17 protein-coding genes and 1 riboswitch are annotated in these 17011 nt (G+C 62.7%); all 17 genes read left to right on the top strand.

Annotation, left to right across the window (positions count from 1 at the left end; translation table 11 throughout):
- Positions 1–136 precede the first annotated feature (136 nt).
- The 17 genes from KUV26_RS16520 (at position 137) to KUV26_RS16600 (ending at position 16959) form a co-directional block, all read left to right on the top strand.
- A complete protein-coding gene (locus tag KUV26_RS16520; RefSeq protein ID WP_315900138.1) occupies positions 137–652 on the top strand; it encodes an OmpA family protein in 516 nt (171 codons plus the stop codon).
- Positions 653–661: 9 nt separating this feature from the next.
- Complete coding sequence (locus tag KUV26_RS16525) at positions 662–967, top strand: hypothetical protein (protein ID WP_222509140.1); 306 nt, start codon at positions 662–664, stop codon at positions 965–967.
- Between the two features lie 140 nt (positions 968–1107).
- Positions 1108–2118, top strand: coding sequence for a PhoH family protein (locus KUV26_RS16530; protein ID WP_222505816.1), 1011 nt, complete (start codon positions 1108–1110; stop codon positions 2116–2118).
- Between the two features lie 78 nt (positions 2119–2196).
- Positions 2197–2709 carry an rRNA maturation RNase YbeY gene (gene ybeY / locus KUV26_RS16535; RefSeq protein ID WP_222509141.1) on the top strand — a complete coding sequence of 171 codons (513 nt, stop codon included), beginning with the start codon at positions 2197–2199 and terminating at the stop codon, positions 2707–2709.
- Positions 2710–2731: 22 nt separating this feature from the next.
- Positions 2732–3631, top strand: coding sequence for a hemolysin family protein (locus tag KUV26_RS16540; protein ID WP_222505814.1), 900 nt, complete (start codon positions 2732–2734; stop codon positions 3629–3631).
- On the top strand, positions 3628–5127 hold the full coding sequence (gene lnt / locus KUV26_RS16545; RefSeq protein ID WP_222509142.1) for an apolipoprotein N-acyltransferase: 1500 nt from the start codon (positions 3628–3630) through the stop codon (positions 5125–5127). Before KUV26_RS16540 ends, lnt begins: the two co-directional genes overlap by 4 nt.
- 61 nt (positions 5128–5188) lie before the next feature.
- A riboswitch (SAM-SAH riboswitch) is annotated at positions 5189–5237 on the top strand.
- Between the two features lie 6 nt (positions 5238–5243).
- Positions 5244–6425: a methionine adenosyltransferase gene (gene metK / locus KUV26_RS16550; protein WP_222509143.1), complete on the top strand. Its 1182-nt coding sequence runs from the start codon at positions 5244–5246 to the stop codon at positions 6423–6425.
- A 300-nt stretch (positions 6426–6725) separates the two neighbouring features.
- Entirely contained in the window at positions 6726–7256 is a 531-nt protein-coding gene (locus KUV26_RS16555) for a hypothetical protein (RefSeq protein WP_222509144.1), read from the top strand.
- Positions 7257–7335: 79 nt separating this feature from the next.
- A complete protein-coding gene (locus KUV26_RS16560; RefSeq protein ID WP_222509145.1) occupies positions 7336–8112 on the top strand; it encodes a tRNA (guanine(46)-N(7))-methyltransferase TrmB in 777 nt (258 codons plus the stop codon).
- An 86-nt stretch (positions 8113–8198) separates the two neighbouring features.
- On the top strand, positions 8199–9545 hold the full coding sequence (aroA, locus tag KUV26_RS16565) for a 3-phosphoshikimate 1-carboxyvinyltransferase (protein ID WP_222509146.1): 1347 nt from the start codon (positions 8199–8201) through the stop codon (positions 9543–9545).
- Entirely contained in the window at positions 9542–10165 is a 624-nt protein-coding gene (locus KUV26_RS16570) for a (d)CMP kinase (protein WP_222509147.1), read from the top strand. The genes aroA and KUV26_RS16570 overlap by 4 nt, the downstream gene beginning before the upstream one ends.
- Positions 10166–10286: 121 nt before the next feature.
- The gene (locus tag KUV26_RS16575) at positions 10287–10787 is read left to right on the top strand and encodes a hypothetical protein (RefSeq protein WP_261399014.1); all 501 of its coding nucleotides are present in this window, start codon (positions 10287–10289) and stop codon (positions 10785–10787) included.
- 166 nt (positions 10788–10953) lie between these two features.
- On the top strand, positions 10954–12108 hold the full coding sequence (locus tag KUV26_RS16580; protein ID WP_222509148.1) for an amidohydrolase: 1155 nt from the start codon (positions 10954–10956) through the stop codon (positions 12106–12108).
- 124 nt (positions 12109–12232) lie between these two features.
- On the top strand, positions 12233–13399 hold the full coding sequence (locus tag KUV26_RS16585) for a M24 family metallopeptidase (protein WP_222509149.1): 1167 nt from the start codon (positions 12233–12235) through the stop codon (positions 13397–13399).
- Positions 13400–13412: 13 nt separating this feature from the next.
- Positions 13413–14168, top strand: coding sequence for an aspartate/glutamate racemase family protein (locus tag KUV26_RS16590; RefSeq protein WP_222509150.1), 756 nt, complete (start codon positions 13413–13415; stop codon positions 14166–14168).
- A gap of 146 nt (positions 14169–14314) precedes the next feature.
- Positions 14315–15877, top strand: a complete 1563-nt coding sequence (locus tag KUV26_RS16595) for an alkaline phosphatase family protein (protein WP_222509151.1) — start codon at positions 14315–14317, stop codon at positions 15875–15877.
- A 179-nt stretch (positions 15878–16056) separates the two neighbouring features.
- Positions 16057–16959 carry a metal ABC transporter substrate-binding protein gene (locus KUV26_RS16600; protein ID WP_222509152.1) on the top strand — a complete coding sequence of 301 codons (903 nt, stop codon included), beginning with the start codon at positions 16057–16059 and terminating at the stop codon, positions 16957–16959.
- Positions 16960–17011 lie beyond the last annotated feature (52 nt).

Raw genomic sequence — 17011 nt, forward strand, 5'->3', positions numbered from 1 at the left:
TTGAGGCCTGAACGGTGGCTGCTTGTCTGCGGCAACACCCTGGGGGGGAACTTTAGGTGAAGGAATTTTGGTTGTGTCGATACTCACAGTGAATAAGGCGATTGCGCTGGCTGCCGCTGCCACGGCCGCGCTCGGTATCGCTGCCGCGTCTGCCAGCGCGCAAACCCAGCAGCGGACTATCAAGGGCGAACGATATGTGCCCACCATTTGGGTTGATCCGGACGGCTGCGAACATTGGGTGATGGACGACGGTGCCGAGGGATTCATGACGCCGCATGTGACCCCGGACGGTAAACCTGTCTGCCGCCGCGGGAAAATCTGCGGTGTGATGCCGACCGACCAGTTCTTTGCAACCGACAAGCATTACATCAATGCCGCCGGGCGCCAGCGCTTGGGGGAGTTTTTCCAGCAGGCCAAGGCGAACGGCGCACGGTCCTTTGTGATCGCGGGCCATACCGACAGCCGTGCTTCCGATGAATACAACATCCGCCTGTCAGAGCGCCGCGCCAATGCCGTGGCACAGGTTGCCCGCTCTATCGGGGCCCGGATCAATGATATCCGCGCCTATGGTGAACGGGACCCGCGGGTGCCCAACACGAGCGCAGCCAATATGGCGCAAAACCGCCGTGTCGAAATCTATTGCCTGCGCTGAGGGAGAGGGATGATGAAAACAGTAGCAACCGCAGTACTCGTTGCCGCCGCCGCAGTTTCAGCCTGTACGCCGGCGATCGACAAGACCAGCGACCAGCATATCGGTGATGGCCGCTCGCTGGATCTATCCAACCTGACCGCCGGAATCTGGGTCGATCCGCGGGGATGCGAGCATTGGATTATTGACGACGGCCTGGAGGGCTATGCCGATCTGCGCCGCACACCTGACGGCATGCCGGTCTGCAACAGCGACCTGCCGCGCAACGTGGCAACGGGGCCGTTCAAAGAAGGCTCAACGTTTAAAGACCCGATCTGACCGGGGCCTTGACCGCCTGCAGCAGCCGCCCTAAGGGGCGGCTGTTTTGTTTCAATAAAGTGATTTTGCGCAGCGCCTGCTTGCGCTATCGCCGCCGCGGAGGCAGACTAAAAGGGCAACGCCAGATTGAGGAGATCAGCTTGGCCATCAGTGCCCTGAATGACCCGCAGACCCAGACCGCAACCCACGAAGTGCTGCTGGAATTCCCTGACAACCGATTGCTGATCGACCTGTGCGGCGAATACGACCGCAACCTGGCTGACATAGAACAAAAACTGGGCGTGCAAATCGTCCGCCGCGGCAACCAGCTGTCGGTGATGGGGGAGGATTCCGCGCGGGAACAGGCCGCAGGCGTGCTGGCCGCACTGTATGACCGGCTGGAAACCGGGCGCAGTGTCGAAAGCGGAGACATCGATCGCGAGCTGCGCATGGGGCCTGATTCCGACGATGCCGAACCCGATGGCCAGCTGCAGATGTTCCGCGGCGGCCGGGTGGAGATCAAGACCCGCAAGAAGCTTGTGGAGCCGCGCACTGAGGCGCAGAAGGCCTATGTGCAATCCCTGTTCGAGCATGAACTGGCCTTTGGCATTGGACCGGCCGGTACCGGCAAGACTTACCTCGCCGTCGCCGTGGGGGTTTCCATGTTCATCACCGGCCACGTCGACCGCATCATCCTGTCTCGTCCGGCTGTTGAGGCGGGGGAAAAGCTTGGCTACCTGCCCGGCGACATGAAGGACAAGGTCGATCCCTATATGCAGCCGCTCTACGATGCGCTGAACGACTTCCTGCCCGGCAAGCAGCTGGCCAAGCTGATTGAGGACAAGCGGATCGAGATCGCGCCTTTGGCCTTTATGCGCGGCCGCACCTTGTCGAATGCTTTTGTGGTGCTGGACGAGGCCCAGAACGCCACCACCATGCAAATGAAAATGTTCCTGACCCGCCTGGGCGAGGGCTCGCGCATGGTAATCACCGGTGACCGCAGCCAGGTCGACCTGCCGCGCGGGGTGCAATCGGGCCTGGCCGACGCTGAGCGGCTGCTGAAAACGATCCCCAAGATCAGCTTCAACTATTTCACAGCCCGCGATGTGGTGCGCCACCCGCTTGTGGCTGCGATCATTGAGGCCTATGACGCGGATTCAACACCCGCCTGACGTGGATCTGCCAGGCTTCATCATTGTGAATTAACTCCGGGGGTGCGGGGGCGTTTCCCGCGCATGCACGACCGTACCATGACGCTTGACATTACTATCGAGGATGGCCGCTGGCAGGACGCAGGCCTGGAGGCACTGGCCGGCGAGGCAATCTCTGCTGTGCTGGCGCATTTTGCGCTGGACGCCAGCATGTGCGAAATTTCGCTGCTGGCCTGCGATGATCCGCGCATTGCGGATCTGAATGCGGAATTCCGCGAAAAGCCTGTTCCCACCAATGTTCTCAGCTGGCCGACAGAGGATCTGGCCGCAGAGGCGGATGGCGGTGTGCCACAACCTCCTGAGGCTGATTTTACTGGGGAAATTCCGCTTGGGGACATCGCTGTCTCATTTGATACCTGTGCCCGTGAGGCCGCCGAGGCTGGGAAATCCCTGGCAGATCACACCCGTCACCTGATTATTCACGGAATGCTGCATCTATTGGGGTATGATCACATTCGTGACCGCGACGCCGCATTGATGGAAGGGATTGAGATCCTGATACTTGGCAAACTGGGTATCGCGAACCCATATATGAGTGAGGACGCCCCGTGACCGGGGTTTTTGGAATGGACAGATGGGCGACATAGAAGGCAGTTCTAACGCGGCGCAGAGCGCGCTGCAGGACATCAACGGCACGGCGGCGGATGCGCCGGCCTCTGAAAATACCGGATTGTGGACGCGGCTGCGCAGCGTGTTCAGCCCCGAACCGCAAGACGGGCAGGAAACCGGCAGCGAACAGCCTGCGCCGGGCTCCGGTCCGCACGGCATGATCAATCTGCGCCGGATGCGGGTTGAGGATGTCGCCATCCCCTCTGCCGAAATAGCCGCTGTGCCGGTGACTGTCGCCAAGGATGATCTGGTCGGCATATTCCGGCAAAGCGGTTTTACCCGGATCCCTGTTTACGAGGGGACGCTGGACACGCCGCTGGGCTTTGTCCACCTCAAGGACTTTTCTCTGACGCACGGCTTCAATGGCGGCACCTCGGAGTTTGATCTGTCCAAGATGCTGCGCCCGCTGCTGTTTGTGCCGCCCTCGATGCCGATCGGGGTGCTGCTGACCAAGATGCAGGCCGAGCGCCGCCACATGGCCCTGGTGATTGACGAATACGGCGGCGTGGACGGTCTGGTCACCATCGAGGACCTGATTGAACAGGTGGTCGGCGAGATCGAAGATGAACATGACGCCGACGAACTGCAGACCTGGTTTGAAGAAAAACCCGGCTGCTACATCGCGCTGGCCCGCACGTCTCTGCCGGAGTTCGAAGCCGAAACAGGCCATTCGCTGACCAGCCACGACGATGTGGACGAGGAGGAGATCGACACTCTGGGCGGGCTGGTCTTCATGCTCTCCGGACGTGTCCCGGCCCGCGGTGAGGTGATTGAACATCCCGAAGGCGCCGAGTTCGAAGTCATGGATGCCGACCCCCGCCGCATCAAGCGGCTGCGTGTGCGCCTGCCGGACGCCGCTGCATGATGTCATTGGGGCTGCGGCAGGCCGCGCGCCAGCTCCGGCTGGCACCGGCAGCGCTTTCCTTAGGGGGCGGCGCGCTTCTGTCGCTGGCGCTGGCGCCCTGGCACATGCTCTTCGGAGTGCCCGTTGCGCTGGCCGCCGCGGGCTGGCTGGCCGTTCAGGCGGCCTCTGCCCGGGCCGCTGCTCTCGCCGGATGGCTGTTCGGGCTGGGTTATTTTGCCTTCGGCCTGTCGTGGATTATTGAACCGTTCCAGATCGACCCTGACCGTCACGCCTGGATGGCGCCCTTTGCTCTGGTGTTCCTTGCGGCCGGTCTCGCCCTGTTCTGGGGGGGGGCTTTTGGCATTGCCGCCCGTGTCAGCCGCGGAGCGGTACGCGTTCCGGTGCTGATCGCCTTGTGGGCGCTTGCGGAATTCGCCCGTGCCTATCTGCTGACAGGTTTTCCCTGGGCGGCATTCGGACAGTTCTGGATAGATACGCCTGCCGCATCTCTGCTGCCCTTGATCGGGCCGCAAGGGCTTGCGCTGCTGACACTTGTTGCGTTCCTGCCGCTGGGATTGCTGCGGAAAAATGCTGCTGCGGCTGTGCTGCCGCTGGCGGCAGTTGCAGCAGCGGTCGTGACGGCTCCGGCACCATCCGAAACGGAGCTGACCAAAAAGACGGTGCGCATCGTCCAGCCCAATGCGCCGCAGAACCTGAAATGGCATCCGGACCACAGGTGGGAGTTTGTCCGCCGCGCGCTGGCGTTTTCTGCTGAGGACCCGCGTCCGGACCTGATCGTCTGGCCGGAAACCGCGGTGCCGCAGTTGCTGAACTATGCCGGGGACACGCTGCAGGTTGTTGCCGAAGGTGCCGACAGCGTGCCGGTGCTGCTGGGCATCCAGCGCGAAGAGGGCGGCGCCTATTTTAATTCGGCGGTGCTGCTGGATGCGGACGGCCTGCCGGCGGCCACATACGACAAGGCGCATCTGGTGCCGTTCGGGGAATATGTGCCGTTCGGCGATTTCATGGCGCGTTTCGGCATTCATGGCTTCGCGTCCCAGGCAGGTGCTGGTTATGCCGCTGGACCTGGTGCCGAGGTGATGGAACTGCCCATCGGCAGCGCCCTGCCGCTGATCTGCTATGAGGCTGTTTTCCCGCAGGATGTGAACGCCGCTAAAACCCGGCCGGACATGCTGGTGCAGGTCACCAACGACGCCTGGTTCGGCACCCGTTCAGGGCCTTATCAGCACCTTGTGCAGGCGCGGATGCGGGCGCTGGAGCAAGGGCTGCCGATGATCCGGGCCGCCAATACCGGGGTGTCGGCAATGATTGCGCCGGACGGAACGCTGCTGGACAGGCTGCCTCTGGGCGAGGCCGGCTATATCGACGCGGCTCTGCCTGCGCCGCTGCCGCCCACCCTGTACCGCCGGACCGGAGACTGGCCGGTTTTTCTCCTGTGCCTGTTCATCGCAGGTGCGGCAATCTTTCTGCCCCGCGCTCTTGCGCCGCGGTCATAGCTGCTTAACTGTACCGGAATATAGATTGACCCGCGCGGACGAGCCGCGTAATGCGGCTTGATACCTGCCACAACGGCTTCCTGGCGTGGCAAGGATGAACCAATGGAGCACTTTTCATGACCCGTATGAACTACACCTTCACTTCGGAATCAGTATCCGAAGGCCATCCGGATAAGGTCTGCGACCGCATTTCCGATGCTGTTCTGGACGCTTTCCTGGCGGAGGAGCCCGAAGCACGTGTGGCAGCCGAGACTTTCGCCACCACGAACCGTGTTGTCATCGGGGGCGAAGTCGGCTTGTCCGACAAAGACAAACTGCACAGCTACATGGGCAAAATCGACGAGATCGCCCGCGCTTGCATCAAGGATATCGGTTACGAGCAGGATAAGTTCCACCACGAGACCGTGGAAGTGACCAACCTACTGCACGAGCAGTCCGCCCATATCGCGCAGGGTGTTGACGCCTCGGGTGACAAGGACGAGGGGGCCGGCGATCAAGGCATCATGTTCGGCTTTGCCACCAACGAAACCGACGCGCTGATGCCCGCGCCTATCCAGTTCAGCCACGCAATCCTGCGCCGCCTCGCCGAGGTGCGCAAGAACGGCGCTGAGCCGGCGCTTGGCCCGGATGCGAAATCGCAGCTGTCGGTGGTCTATGAAGGCGGCAAGCCGGTGGGCGTCAGCTCGCTGGTGCTGTCCACCCAGCATCTGGACGAAAGCCTGACCTCTGCCGATATCCGCGCTATCGTTGAACCTTACATCCGCGAAACCCTGCCCGAGGGCTGGCTGACGGCGGAAACCCAGTGGCATGTGAACCCGACCGGAAAATTCGTTATCGGCGGTCCGGATGGCGATGCGGGCCTGACCGGGCGCAAGATCATCGTGGACACATACGGCGGCGCAGCGCCGCACGGCGGAGGCGCCTTCTCCGGCAAGGATCCGACCAAGGTGGACCGCTCGGCGGCTTATGCCGCGCGCTACCTGGCCAAGAATGTGGTGGCCGCGGGCATGGCGGAGAAATGCACCATCCAGCTGTCTTATGCGATCGGCGTGTCCAAACCCTTGTCGATCTATGCCGAAACCCATGGCACCGGCGAGGTCGACCCGGCGGCGATCGAACGCGCTATTGATCAGGTCATGGACTTGACCCCGCGCGGCATCCGCTCGCATTTGGGGCTGAACAAGCCGATCTACCAGCGCACGGCAGCTTACGGCCATTTCGGCCGCGAGCCGGAAGCGGACGGCGGCTTCAGCTGGGAGCGCACCGACCTGGCCGAGGCGCTGAAGAAAGCGGTTTGAGGCCGGGACATGACAAAAAGCGGGCCGTAGGGCCCGCTTTTTCATTTCAGGGCGGCTCCCGCCTTGCTCGGCGCATTCGCTGAATGCACCTCGCCCGTTGGGCACGGCGCCTTGCTGCGCTGCGGCGCACCGGTCAGCACTGCTGACCGGATGTTTCGCGCGCGAAACATTTGGACAGAACCGCTGACCTGTTGGGGGTGGAGCGAAACGGAAGCCTGCGCCATAGTGCAGGGCAAGGTTCTTTCGGCTGCCGGGGCTGCAATTTTGCGCAAAATGCTTATCCTTTCCTTCTTGGTTCTGATGTCTGCTGCCGCCGCTAGGGAGGCTTTGCCGCAGAAATTCAGTCTGCAGGGAAAGACACTGGTTTATGACACCGAAACAGATGTGACAGACGGGCTGGCGGAGATCACCGAAGAGGACGTCGCGCACCTGCGGGATATCCTGAAGCAAAGCCCTGAGATTTCCGAATTGCAGCTCAACAGCGTCGGTGGCAGTGTTTACGCTGGCGAGGAAATTGCCGGGCTGGTTTTGGAGTACGGGCTGGACACTCTGGTCGACGGCACCTGCATCAGCGCCTGCGTGGATGTCTTCCTGGCGGGCGAACGCAGGCGCCGCCGCTGGGCAACCCCGTTCGAATTCGGCTCCTGGATCTACGAAGATACCCAGCGCGAAGTCTACGAGCATCTCAGCTACATGGTGGCACGTGGAGTGGAACCTGGTTTTGCCATCGAAACGTTGCGCACCGACCCGGACGGGGAGTGGTACCCCAGCCGTCTGCGGCTGATCGCGGCCGGTGTTCTGCGCGAGTTGCGGCCGGGGCAAACCCCCTAGATGGCTTGACCCGCGGGCCTGCTTGCGGCACAGGGGCGGCCAGCCTTTCACAAGACGCCTCAAACAGGAGCCCAGACGCATGTCCGGCGACCAGAAGCCCCGCGACGACCAGTCCAAGGATGCCCAGCCTGCCGCCACCAATGCGGCTGAAAAACACGCCAGCGGCGCGCCCTGGCGCAACTTCTACGGCCGCTTCAAGGGTAAGACCCTGAAGGACAGCCAGAAGCGTTATCTGGACGAGGACCTGGCGAGTCTCAGCCCCGGTGCAGTCGGCTGGGATGAAAACCCGGACCGTGTCCCTCTGGACCTGGATGCGTTGTTTGGCGGCAAGGATGTCTGGCTCGAAGTCGGCTTTGGCGGCGGTGAGCATCTGGTGCATCAGGCTGTCAGCAACCCGGGCGTTGGCATCATCGGCGCCGAGCCCTTCATCAACGGTGTGGCCATGCTGCTGGGCAAAATCCGCAGTGCGGGCGCGGACAATATCGCCGTGCACCCCGGCGATGCCCGCGACCTGATGGATGTGCTGCCGGAGGCGTCCGTTTCGCGCGCCTTTCTGCTTTATCCCGATCCCTGGCCCAAGGCCCGCCACCATCGCCGCCGCTTTGTGACGCAAGAGCATCTGGAGCCGCTGGCCCGCTGCCTGAAACCGGGCGCGATCTTCCGGGTGGCAACCGACATTCCCGACTATGTGCGCCAGACCTTGGAAGAAGTGCCCAAAGCCGGTTTCGAATGGCTGGCGGAAGGCCCCGCCGACTGGCGCCAGCCCTGGGGCGACTGGATCTCGACCCGCTACGAACAGAAGGCCCTGCGCGAGGGGCGCACCCCGCATTACCTGACCTTCCGCCGCTTGGGCTGAGGGCAATTAGGCTGGACCGGCCAGAACCAATCCGTTACCGATAGCGCAAACGAACAGACGAACGACCGACAGACGAAGGAAGCCCCATGTCCGGACACGGCACGCCCATCCCGATGACCTCCCACCGTGCTGGCCCGCTCAAGGGCGTGGCGGAGGTGCCCGGCGACAAGTCGATCTCGCACAGGTCGCTGATTCTGGGCGCATTGGCTGTGGGGGAGACGAAAATTTCCGGCCTGCTGGAAGGCGAGGATGTGCTGGACACCGCCAAGGCGATGCAGGCTTTCGGTGCCGAGGTGGTGAACCACGGCGGCGGCAACTGGTCGGTGTTCGGCGTCGGCGTCGGCGGCTTCGCCGAGCCGGACAATGTGATCGACTGCGGCAATTCCGGCACCGGGGTGCGGCTGATCATGGGGGTGATGGCAACCTCGCCGATCACCGCGACTTTCACCGGCGATGCCTCGCTGAACAAGCGCCCGATGGCGCGCGTGACGGATCCTCTGGCGCTGTTCGGCACCCAGTCCGTGGGCCGCTCCGGCGGCCGCCTGCCGATGACCATCGTCGGCGCCGCGGATCCGGTGCCGGTGCGTTATGAGGTGCCGGTGCCGTCGGCACAGGTGAAATCGGCGGTGCTGTTTGCGGGCCTGAATGCGCCCGGTAAGACCGTGGTGATCGAGAAGGAAGCGACCCGCGATCATACCGAGCGGATGCTGGCCGGTTTCGGGGCTGAGATCACCACCGAAGAGACCGACGAGGGCCGCGTCATCACCCTGACCGGCCGGCCCGAGCTGAACCCGCAGGTCATCGCGGTGCCCCGCGATCCGTCCTCCGCGGCCTTCCCGGTCTGCGCGGCGCTGATCACCCCCGGTTCTGATGTGCTGGTGCCGAACATCGGCCTGAACCCGACCCGCGCGGGTCTGTACTACACTCTGCAGGACATGGGTGCTGACCTGACGTTTGAAAACATGCGTGAAGAGGGCGGCGAGCCGGTTGCCGATCTGCGTGCCAAGTATTCGCCCAATATGAAGGGCATTGAGGTGCCGCCGGAGCGTGCGGCCTCAATGATCGACGAATACCCGGTGCTGTCGGTTGTCGCTGCCTTTGCCGAAGGCAACACCATGATGGCCGGCGTCAAGGAGCTGCGGGTCAAAGAAAGCGACCGGATCGACGCGATGGCCAGGGGGTTGCGCGCCAATGGTGTCACCGTCGAGGAAGGCGAGGACTGGTGGCAGGTCACCGGCCTCGGCATCGACGGGGTGGCCGGTGGCGGCACCTGCGAGAGCTTCCTGGACCACCGCATCGCCATGTCCTTCATGGTGATGGGCATGGGTGCGCAAAATGCAGTTTCAGTCGATGACGGCACCCCGATTGCGACCTCTTTCCCGATCTTCGAAAGCCTGATGGGCAACCTCGGGGCCAAGCTGGAGCGCACATGAGCGAGAGCTTTACTATCGCCGTCGACGGGCCTGCGGCTGCGGGTAAGGGCACGTTGTCAAAGGCGCTGGCCGCCCGCTACGGCTTCGGCCATCTGGACACCGGGCTTCTGTACCGTGCTGTTGGGGCGAAGATGCTAGACGGTGCGGCACCGGTGGAAGCCGCGCAGAACCTGACGCCCGAGGACCTGGCGCGTGACGATCTGCGCGGGCCGGAAGTGGCGCAGGCGGCTTCCAAGGTTGCGGTGATTGCTGAGGTGCGCGCGGCTCTGGTGGATTTTCAGCGTGCTTTTGCCCGCCGTGCAGGCGGCGCAGTGCTGGACGGGCGCGACATCGGTACGGTGATCTGCCCCTATGCCCAGGTGAAGTTCTTTGTCACCGCCAGCGCAGAGGTCCGTGCCCGGCGCCGGTTTCTGGAGTTGGCGGCGGCAGGCAAGGTGACAACTCTGGAAGAGGTTCTGGGCGACGTTAAAGCCCGTGACGATCGCGACATGAACCGCGCCGAGGCGCCGCTGCGCCCGGCGGCCGATGCGGTTCTGATCGACACCAGTGACCTGAGCATCGAGGAAGCATTGGAGAAGGCGGCCGCGGTGGTGGACGCCTTGCGCAAAGCCGCCAGCTGACCGGGCGGCCGTCGCTTCACCTCACTGATCTGTGCATGGTGCCGTGCGCTATCGCACTGTACCCTGCGGCAGGGCGGATCAAAGAGGAGTTGGCGCCATGGCCTGGCTGCGGACAATCTTGATGGCATCTGTTCTGGCCGCACCTGTATTCGCCCAGGGCGCGCCAGAACCGCCGATGACTTATGAACGGCTGGGGCGGATTCTCTTTGCTCTGGATGACAAGGCGCAGCCGGTCGGGCGTGGGTTTCAGCTGAGTATCTCCGGGGTGCCGATGCTGGTTGTTACTGACCCGGCAGCGGACCGGATGCGGGCGATGGTGCCGCTGCGCCCCGCAGAGGGGCTGACTGCGGAAGAACTGATGCGTATGATGCAGGCCAACTTCGACACCGCGCTGGATGCGCGCTATGCAGTTGCCAAGGGGCAGTTGTGGGCGGTGTTCATTCACCCCCTGTCGCCGCTGCAGAAGGATCAGCTGATTTCCGCGCTGGGCCAGACAGTTAACATCGCGCGCACTTACGGAACGCTCTACACCGGCGGGGCCCTGCAATTCGGCGGCGGCGACAGCCCGGGGATACAGCGCCAGCTGATTGAGGAATTACTGAAAAAGGGGGAGGAGATCTGAGGCCATGCCCGGTTTCCTGCGGGCTGCGTCTGCCCCAAAGTCGTCAGTACGATTTTCGCCGGAAATTGGCGAATACAGAATGAATTTCGTCACCTGAAAATCGTAATATTACGAACCAAGTCACGAGCGGCAGCTATTTTCGCCGCACGTAGCTTGGAGAGTGCATATGGCAAGCTTTCAGGAGCGCCTGACCGAGATGCGCCGGGATTTTCACCGGCACCCTGAACTTGGCTTTCAGGAAGACCGCACCAAGGCAAAGGTGGCGGAACAGCTTCGCTCACTTGGCCTGGAAGTGCATGAGGGCGCTGGCGTCATCGGGCTGCTGAGCGCTGGGGCGGGCAACCGTGCCATCGGTTTGCGCGCAGACATGGATGCGCTGCCGATCACCGAAACCTCTGTTCATGATTATGTCTCCGAAGCGCCCGGCAAAATGCATGCCTGCGGGCATGACGGTCATATGACGATGCTTCTTGGGGCTGCGGAGCGTCTGGTGCAGGAGAAGGGGTTTGACGGCACCGTCGTATTCATCTTCCAGCCGAACGAGGAACACGGTCTGGGCGCGCAGGCGATGATCGCGGAAGGGCTGCTGGAACAATTTCCGATCGAGGAAGTCTATGCAATCCACAACCTGCCCGGCGCACCAGCGGGGCAGGTCTCGACCCGGCCCGGCCAGATCTGCAACAGCGAAAGCCTCTTTGAAATCACCGTCAAGGGGCAGGGCGGCCATGCTTCGATGCCGCAGGCGGGGGTGGATGCCATTACCGTCGGAGCCGAGATGGTCCTGGCGCTGCAGACCATCGTCGCGCGCAAGCTGGCACCGGGTGCCGGCGCGGTGGTGTCAGTGACCGAATTCGTGACCGACGGCCAGCGCAACGTGCTGCCAGGCCTCGCAGTGCTGAAAGGCGACGTGCGCGCGAGGGTGCCCGAAGACCGCGAGGCAATCGAGCGCTTTATGCGCCAGATTGCCGCCGGTGTCGCCGCGACCCACGGGGTGGAAGCCGAGGTGAGCTTTAACACCGAGTTTGTCGAGACCATCAATGCGGCAGAACCTGCTGAGGCCGCCTGCCGGGCGGGTGAGGCCGCAGGCTGCGAAGTGATCCGCAACCGCCCGCCGATGAGCTTTTCCGAAGATTTCGCCCATTTCACGGCTGCCGTGCCGGGCTGCTTCCTGCTCCTGGGGAATGGCGAGGAGGGGCCTTACGGCAAACCGCTGCATTCGGCGGATTATGATTTCAACGACGCGCTGCTGCCCATCGGTGCGGAGTTCTGGGTGCAGCTGGTGCGTGACCGGCTGCCTGCCGAAAAGGCCTGGCCGCGTTGAACCGGTCTGCTGCCGCAGCTGAAAATGAACTTCGGGGCGCTCAAGGGCGCTCCAGCGCGGCCAGCCGGTTCCGGAGATTCCTCCGGTCCGGCGGCCATGGCCGCGAACAAGAAAGGAAATGATCATGCCCGAGGCTCCCGCCCGCGGTTTTCCCGAGTCTGAATTTGCCGCCCGAACAGAAAAAGCGCAGGCGTTAATGGCCGCGCAGGGGCTGGATGGGCTCCTGTTGCTGACCGAACCGGAGGTGCGCTACTTCAGCGGTTTCCACACGCTGTTCTGGCAAAGCCCGACGCGGCCCTGGTTCCTGTTCGTGCCGCCCGCAGGCAAACCCATAGCTATAATCCCGGAAATTGGTGCAGACCTGATGCGCCGCACCTGGATTGAAGACATTCGCACCTGGAGCGCGCCTGCGCCTCAGGATGATGGCATCAGCCTGCTGACGGAGCTGCTGTCGCCGATTGCCGGGCGGGGCGGCTCCATCGGACTGATGAAAGGTCATGAGACCTCGCTCCGGATGCCGCTGGGCGACTACGAGCGGCTGATGGCGGCGCTGCCTGGGCTGAAAATTGCGGATGCGACGCCGCTGGTGCGCGGTCTGCGGATGGTGAAGTCCGCAGCTGAGATTGAAAAACTGCGCCATATCTGCGGCATAGGCTCGCGCACATTCGCGCGGGTGCCGCAGATCGCCCATGAGGGTCAGCGGTTTGAGGATTTGTTCCGCGCCTTCCGGCGCGAGGCGCTGGCGCAGGGTGCTGACGATGTGCCCTATCTGGTCGGCGGCGCCGATCAGGGCGGATACAGCGATGTGATCTCGCCGCCGACAGGGCGGCCTTTGCAAACGGGCGACATCGTGATGTTGGACACTGGTTCCAACTGGGACGGATACTTCTGCGACTTCGACCGAAATTTTGCCATCGGCCGGGCGGATGAGTTGTCGCGCCGCGCTCACGACGTGCTGTGGCGTGCGACCGAAGCCGGGATTGCTGCGGCGAAACCCGGTGCCACCTGCCGCGAACTGTTCGAGGCGATGCAGTCCGTGATAGCAGAGATGGACGATCAGGGCGGCGACGTGGGGCGGCTGGGCCACGGGCTCGGGATGCAGCTGACCGAATGGCCCTCGCATGCGGCCTTTGATGAAACGGTAATCGAGGAAAACATGGTGCTGACCCTGGAACCCTCGCTGGGTTACGGCGAAGGCCGCATCATGGTGCATGAGGAAAACATCGTGGTGCGGGCAGATGGCGCGGAACTGCTGACAGAGCGCGCAGCCCCGGAACTGCCGGTGATCTGAGGGAGAAGCGGCAATGAGACTCGCTTATGATACGGATGAAGGCGTCGGCACCCGCGCGATCCTGGGTGTGATCGTGCTGGAGACCGACGAAACGCTGGAGCCGGAGTTTTCCCGGATGATGGCTCAGGAGGGTGTGGCACTCTACCACAGCCGTATCCCGATGGTCCCAGAGGTCCGCCCGGAGACGCTGGCGAAAATGCAGGCGGACCTGCCGGCCTCGGCGCGGCTGTTCCCTTCCATGCCGGATTTCGATGTGATCGGCTATGGCTGCACTTCAGCCTCGACGGTGATCGGCTCGGCCAAGGTGGCCGAAGCCGTGCAGACTGTTCTTCCTAACACCAAGGTGACCGACCCTCTGGCGGCAATCATCGCGGCTGGCAAGGCGCTCGGCGCTGTCCGGTTCGGGTTTGTGACCCCGTACCTGCCAGTGGTCTCCGCGCAGATGCGGGCTAAGCTGGAGGAGGCGGGGTTTGAAATTGCGGGTTTCGGCTCGTTTGAGCAGAAGGATGACCGGGTGGTGGCCAGGATCACCGAGGCGGCAATCGCGGAATCGGCTTATCAGGTGGCCACTCAAGGAGAGTGCGACGCAATCGTGATTTCCTGCACCAACCTGCGCTGTTTGCGGGTGATCCCTGAAATTGAGGCGCGGACCGGGGTGCCGGTGATTTCCAGCAACCAGGCGCTGGGCTGGCATATGCTGCGTCTTGCGGGTGTTGAGGACCCTCAGCCGCAGTTCGGTAAGCTGTTCACCCGGGGATTGATTGCCTGACAGGGGGAATTCATCCGGATTCTCCGGAGGCAGCACTGCGGCAGACTGTCCTGCCGCAGTTCACAGTCTGTGCTTGTAATCAGCCTGCCGATCGCAACAGACTGGCTCCCGAAACCTGACCCGTGCCCTGCAAAGAGGACACCTGGATGCCCGCTGCCTGCCCCGACGACTGTCCCCAGAACCGCAACGTTCTGTTCATCATCATCGATCAGCTGCGCGCAGACTGCGTGTTCGGGGCATTGGCGGAGCATGTAAAGCTGCCGAATATCCGCAGCTTCATGCAGGAGGCGGTATCGTTCAAAAGGCATTACTCGGTGACCAATCCCTGCGGGCCGTCGCGGGCGTCGATTCTGACCGGGCAGTATGCGATGAACCACCGCTCGGTCCGCAACGGCACGCCGCTGCGCCACGACACCCCGAACATCGCTACAGAAATGCGCAAGGCAGGCTATCTGCCAATGCTGTTCGGCTATACCGACACCTCACAGGATCCGCGTGCCTATGATGCCAACGATCCGGCGCTCAGGACGTATGAATACCCGATGAACGGGTTTCATGAGATGACCGAGATGCGGCTGGAGATGTCCTATCCGTGGCAATCGCATCTGATGAGCCGCGGCTATAAATTCAAAAATTACTGGGACGTCTACAAGCCGGTTTCACCCTCTGGCAGCGCGCCCAGGCTGAACGATCCTGCGCTGTATTCGGCAGAGGACAGTGATACCGCGTTCCTGACCAACTCCTTCCTTGGGAAGATGGCTGCCTATCACAAGGAAAGCTGGTTTGCGCATCTGACCTATATCCGGCCGCACCCGCCGCTGGTGGCGCCAGAGCCCTACAACAGCATGTATGATCCCGCCGGCCTGCCATTGCCGCAGCGGCTGGCGACACCGCAGGAAGAAAGCGCTCAGCATCCGTTCTTTGATCCGCTGCTGCGCAAAAGCACCGCTGCCAGTTTTGTCGAGGGTTTCCCGGACCTTGAGCCGACAGATGAGAACATCCGGACGCTGCGGTCGGTCTATCTTGGGTTGGCGACCGAAGTCGACCATCATCTCGGGCGGGTGATCCAGTTCCTGAAGGACACGGGCCAGTATGACAGCACAATGGTGGTGATCACCGCGGACCACGGCGAGATGCTCGGCGACCGCCACTCCTGGGGCAAGATGACGGTCTATGACGCCGCCTATCACACTCCGCTGATTATCCGGATGCCGGGTAATGAAAAGAATGCTGGCGCTCGCATCTCCCGGATCACCGAGTCCATCGACGTGACACCGACCATCCTCGAATGGGTTGGGCAGGAAGTGCCGAATTCCATGGACGGCAGGTCTCTGCTGCCGCTCTTGCATGGAGAAGTGCCGAAGGACTGGCGGCCGTATTCTTTCTCTGAACTGGACTTCTCGGACCCGCTGGAACCGACGCTGTGGCAGCAGGAGCTTGGCACCACGGCCAGCGACTCATGCCTGGGCATCCTGCGGGATGAGCGGTTCACACTGGTCGAGTTCGCTGCTGATCTGCCGCCGATGCTGTTTGACAGCCAGGGGCGCGGGGAGCTGGAGAATGTGGCGGCTTGGCCCGAATACTCCGAGGACCTCTGCCGGCTGACCCGGCAGATGCTGCGCCACCGGATGCGGAATATGGATCATACGCTGTCGCTGACCGCAATCACAGGTGACGGCGCACGCAGCAAGCCCCGGTTCCAGCGGTAAAACGCCCAACCGGATCCGTTGGTACCAGAGGGAAACGCCTCCGCAGGCTGTCAGGCTCGGGGTGCTGGCGGCGGGCGGCCGGCAGTTCCCGCTTTTGCAAGTCATTCTCAATTTCATTGACAGTTGAGAATGACTTGCAATAACAGTGCATCAAAGACATCTTCAAAACGGAGAATCGGATGTTCCCGAACCTGCTCAAGACAGTGTCCGCCGCCGCCATCGCGGCCGTCGCCGCCAGTGCCGCCATGGCTGAAGACAAGATGAAGGTTGTCACCACCTTCACCGTGCTGGCCGATATGGCTGCCAATGTGGCCGGGGATGCGGCTGAGGTGGTCTCGGTCACCAAACCGGGGGCGGAGATCCACGGCTATGAGCCGACACCGCGCGATATCGTACGGGCTTCTGACGCCGACCTGATCCTGTGGAATGGCATGAATCTGGAGCTGTGGTTCGAACAGTTCCTGTCGAACTTGGACAATGTGCCCTCCGTGACCTTGACCGACGGCATCGACCCGATCCCGATCGCGGCCGGCTCTTACGAGGGCAAGCCCAACCCGCATGCTTGGATGGGTCTTGATAACGCGCTGATATATATCGACAATATAGTCGAGGCCTTTGCCGAGCACGACCCGAAAAACGCCGCGATCTACGTCAAGAACGCCGGGGAATACAAGGACAAGCTGCGTGCCACCATCGAGCCGCTGCGCCGTGCCATCGCGGAAATCCCTGAAGACAAGCGCTGGCTGGTGACCTGCGAAGGCGCCTTCAGCTACCTGGCCCGCGATTTCGGCATGAAGGAACTGTACCTGTGGCCGATGAACGCCGATCAGGTCGGCACCCCGCAGCAGGTGCGTTCGGTGATCGACGGTGTGCGCGCCAACGACATTCCGGTGGTGTTCTGCGAAAGCACCGTGAACACCGCCCCGGCTGAACAGGTGGCGCGGGAAACCGGTGTGGCCTATGGCGGCGAGCTTTATGTCGACTCCCTCAGCGAGGCAGACGGCCCGGTGCCGACCTACCTGGACCTGCTCAAGGTCACCTCTCAGACCGTGGCCCGCGGCCTGACCGAAGTGACCAACTAAAGCCGCCCTTTTTCATATCCAAGTGCCCCGCAGCGGAAGTTGCGGGGCGTTC

Origin of the sequence: Leisingera daeponensis, from assembly GCF_019801465.1 — a bacterium.
GTDB lineage: Bacteria > Pseudomonadota > Alphaproteobacteria > Rhodobacterales > Rhodobacteraceae > Leisingera > Leisingera daeponensis_A.

Coding starts and splice junctions, on each gene's coding strand:
- KUV26_RS16525 (WP_222509140.1), top strand. CDS start 662: ATGATGAAAACAGTAGCAACCGCAGTACTCGTTGCCGCCGCCGCAGTT.
- ybeY (WP_222509141.1), top strand. CDS start 2,197: ATGACGCTTGACATTACTATCGAGGATGGCCGCTGGCAGGACGCAGGC.
- KUV26_RS16540 (WP_222505814.1), top strand. CDS start 2,732: ATGGGCGACATAGAAGGCAGTTCTAACGCGGCGCAGAGCGCGCTGCAG.
- lnt (WP_222509142.1), top strand. CDS start 3,628: ATGATGTCATTGGGGCTGCGGCAGGCCGCGCGCCAGCTCCGGCTGGCA.
- metK (WP_222509143.1), top strand. CDS start 5,244: ATGACCCGTATGAACTACACCTTCACTTCGGAATCAGTATCCGAAGGC.
- KUV26_RS16555 (WP_222509144.1), top strand. CDS start 6,726: ATGTCTGCTGCCGCCGCTAGGGAGGCTTTGCCGCAGAAATTCAGTCTG.
- KUV26_RS16560 (WP_222509145.1), top strand. CDS start 7,336: ATGTCCGGCGACCAGAAGCCCCGCGACGACCAGTCCAAGGATGCCCAG.
- aroA (WP_222509146.1), top strand. CDS start 8,199: ATGTCCGGACACGGCACGCCCATCCCGATGACCTCCCACCGTGCTGGC.
- KUV26_RS16570 (WP_222509147.1), top strand. CDS start 9,542: ATGAGCGAGAGCTTTACTATCGCCGTCGACGGGCCTGCGGCTGCGGGT.
- KUV26_RS16575 (WP_261399014.1), top strand. CDS start 10,287: ATGGCATCTGTTCTGGCCGCACCTGTATTCGCCCAGGGCGCGCCAGAA.
- KUV26_RS16580 (WP_222509148.1), top strand. CDS start 10,954: ATGGCAAGCTTTCAGGAGCGCCTGACCGAGATGCGCCGGGATTTTCAC.
- KUV26_RS16585 (WP_222509149.1), top strand. CDS start 12,233: ATGCCCGAGGCTCCCGCCCGCGGTTTTCCCGAGTCTGAATTTGCCGCC.
- KUV26_RS16590 (WP_222509150.1), top strand. CDS start 13,413: ATGAGACTCGCTTATGATACGGATGAAGGCGTCGGCACCCGCGCGATC.
- KUV26_RS16595 (WP_222509151.1), top strand. CDS start 14,315: ATGCCCGCTGCCTGCCCCGACGACTGTCCCCAGAACCGCAACGTTCTG.
- KUV26_RS16600 (WP_222509152.1), top strand. CDS start 16,057: ATGTTCCCGAACCTGCTCAAGACAGTGTCCGCCGCCGCCATCGCGGCC.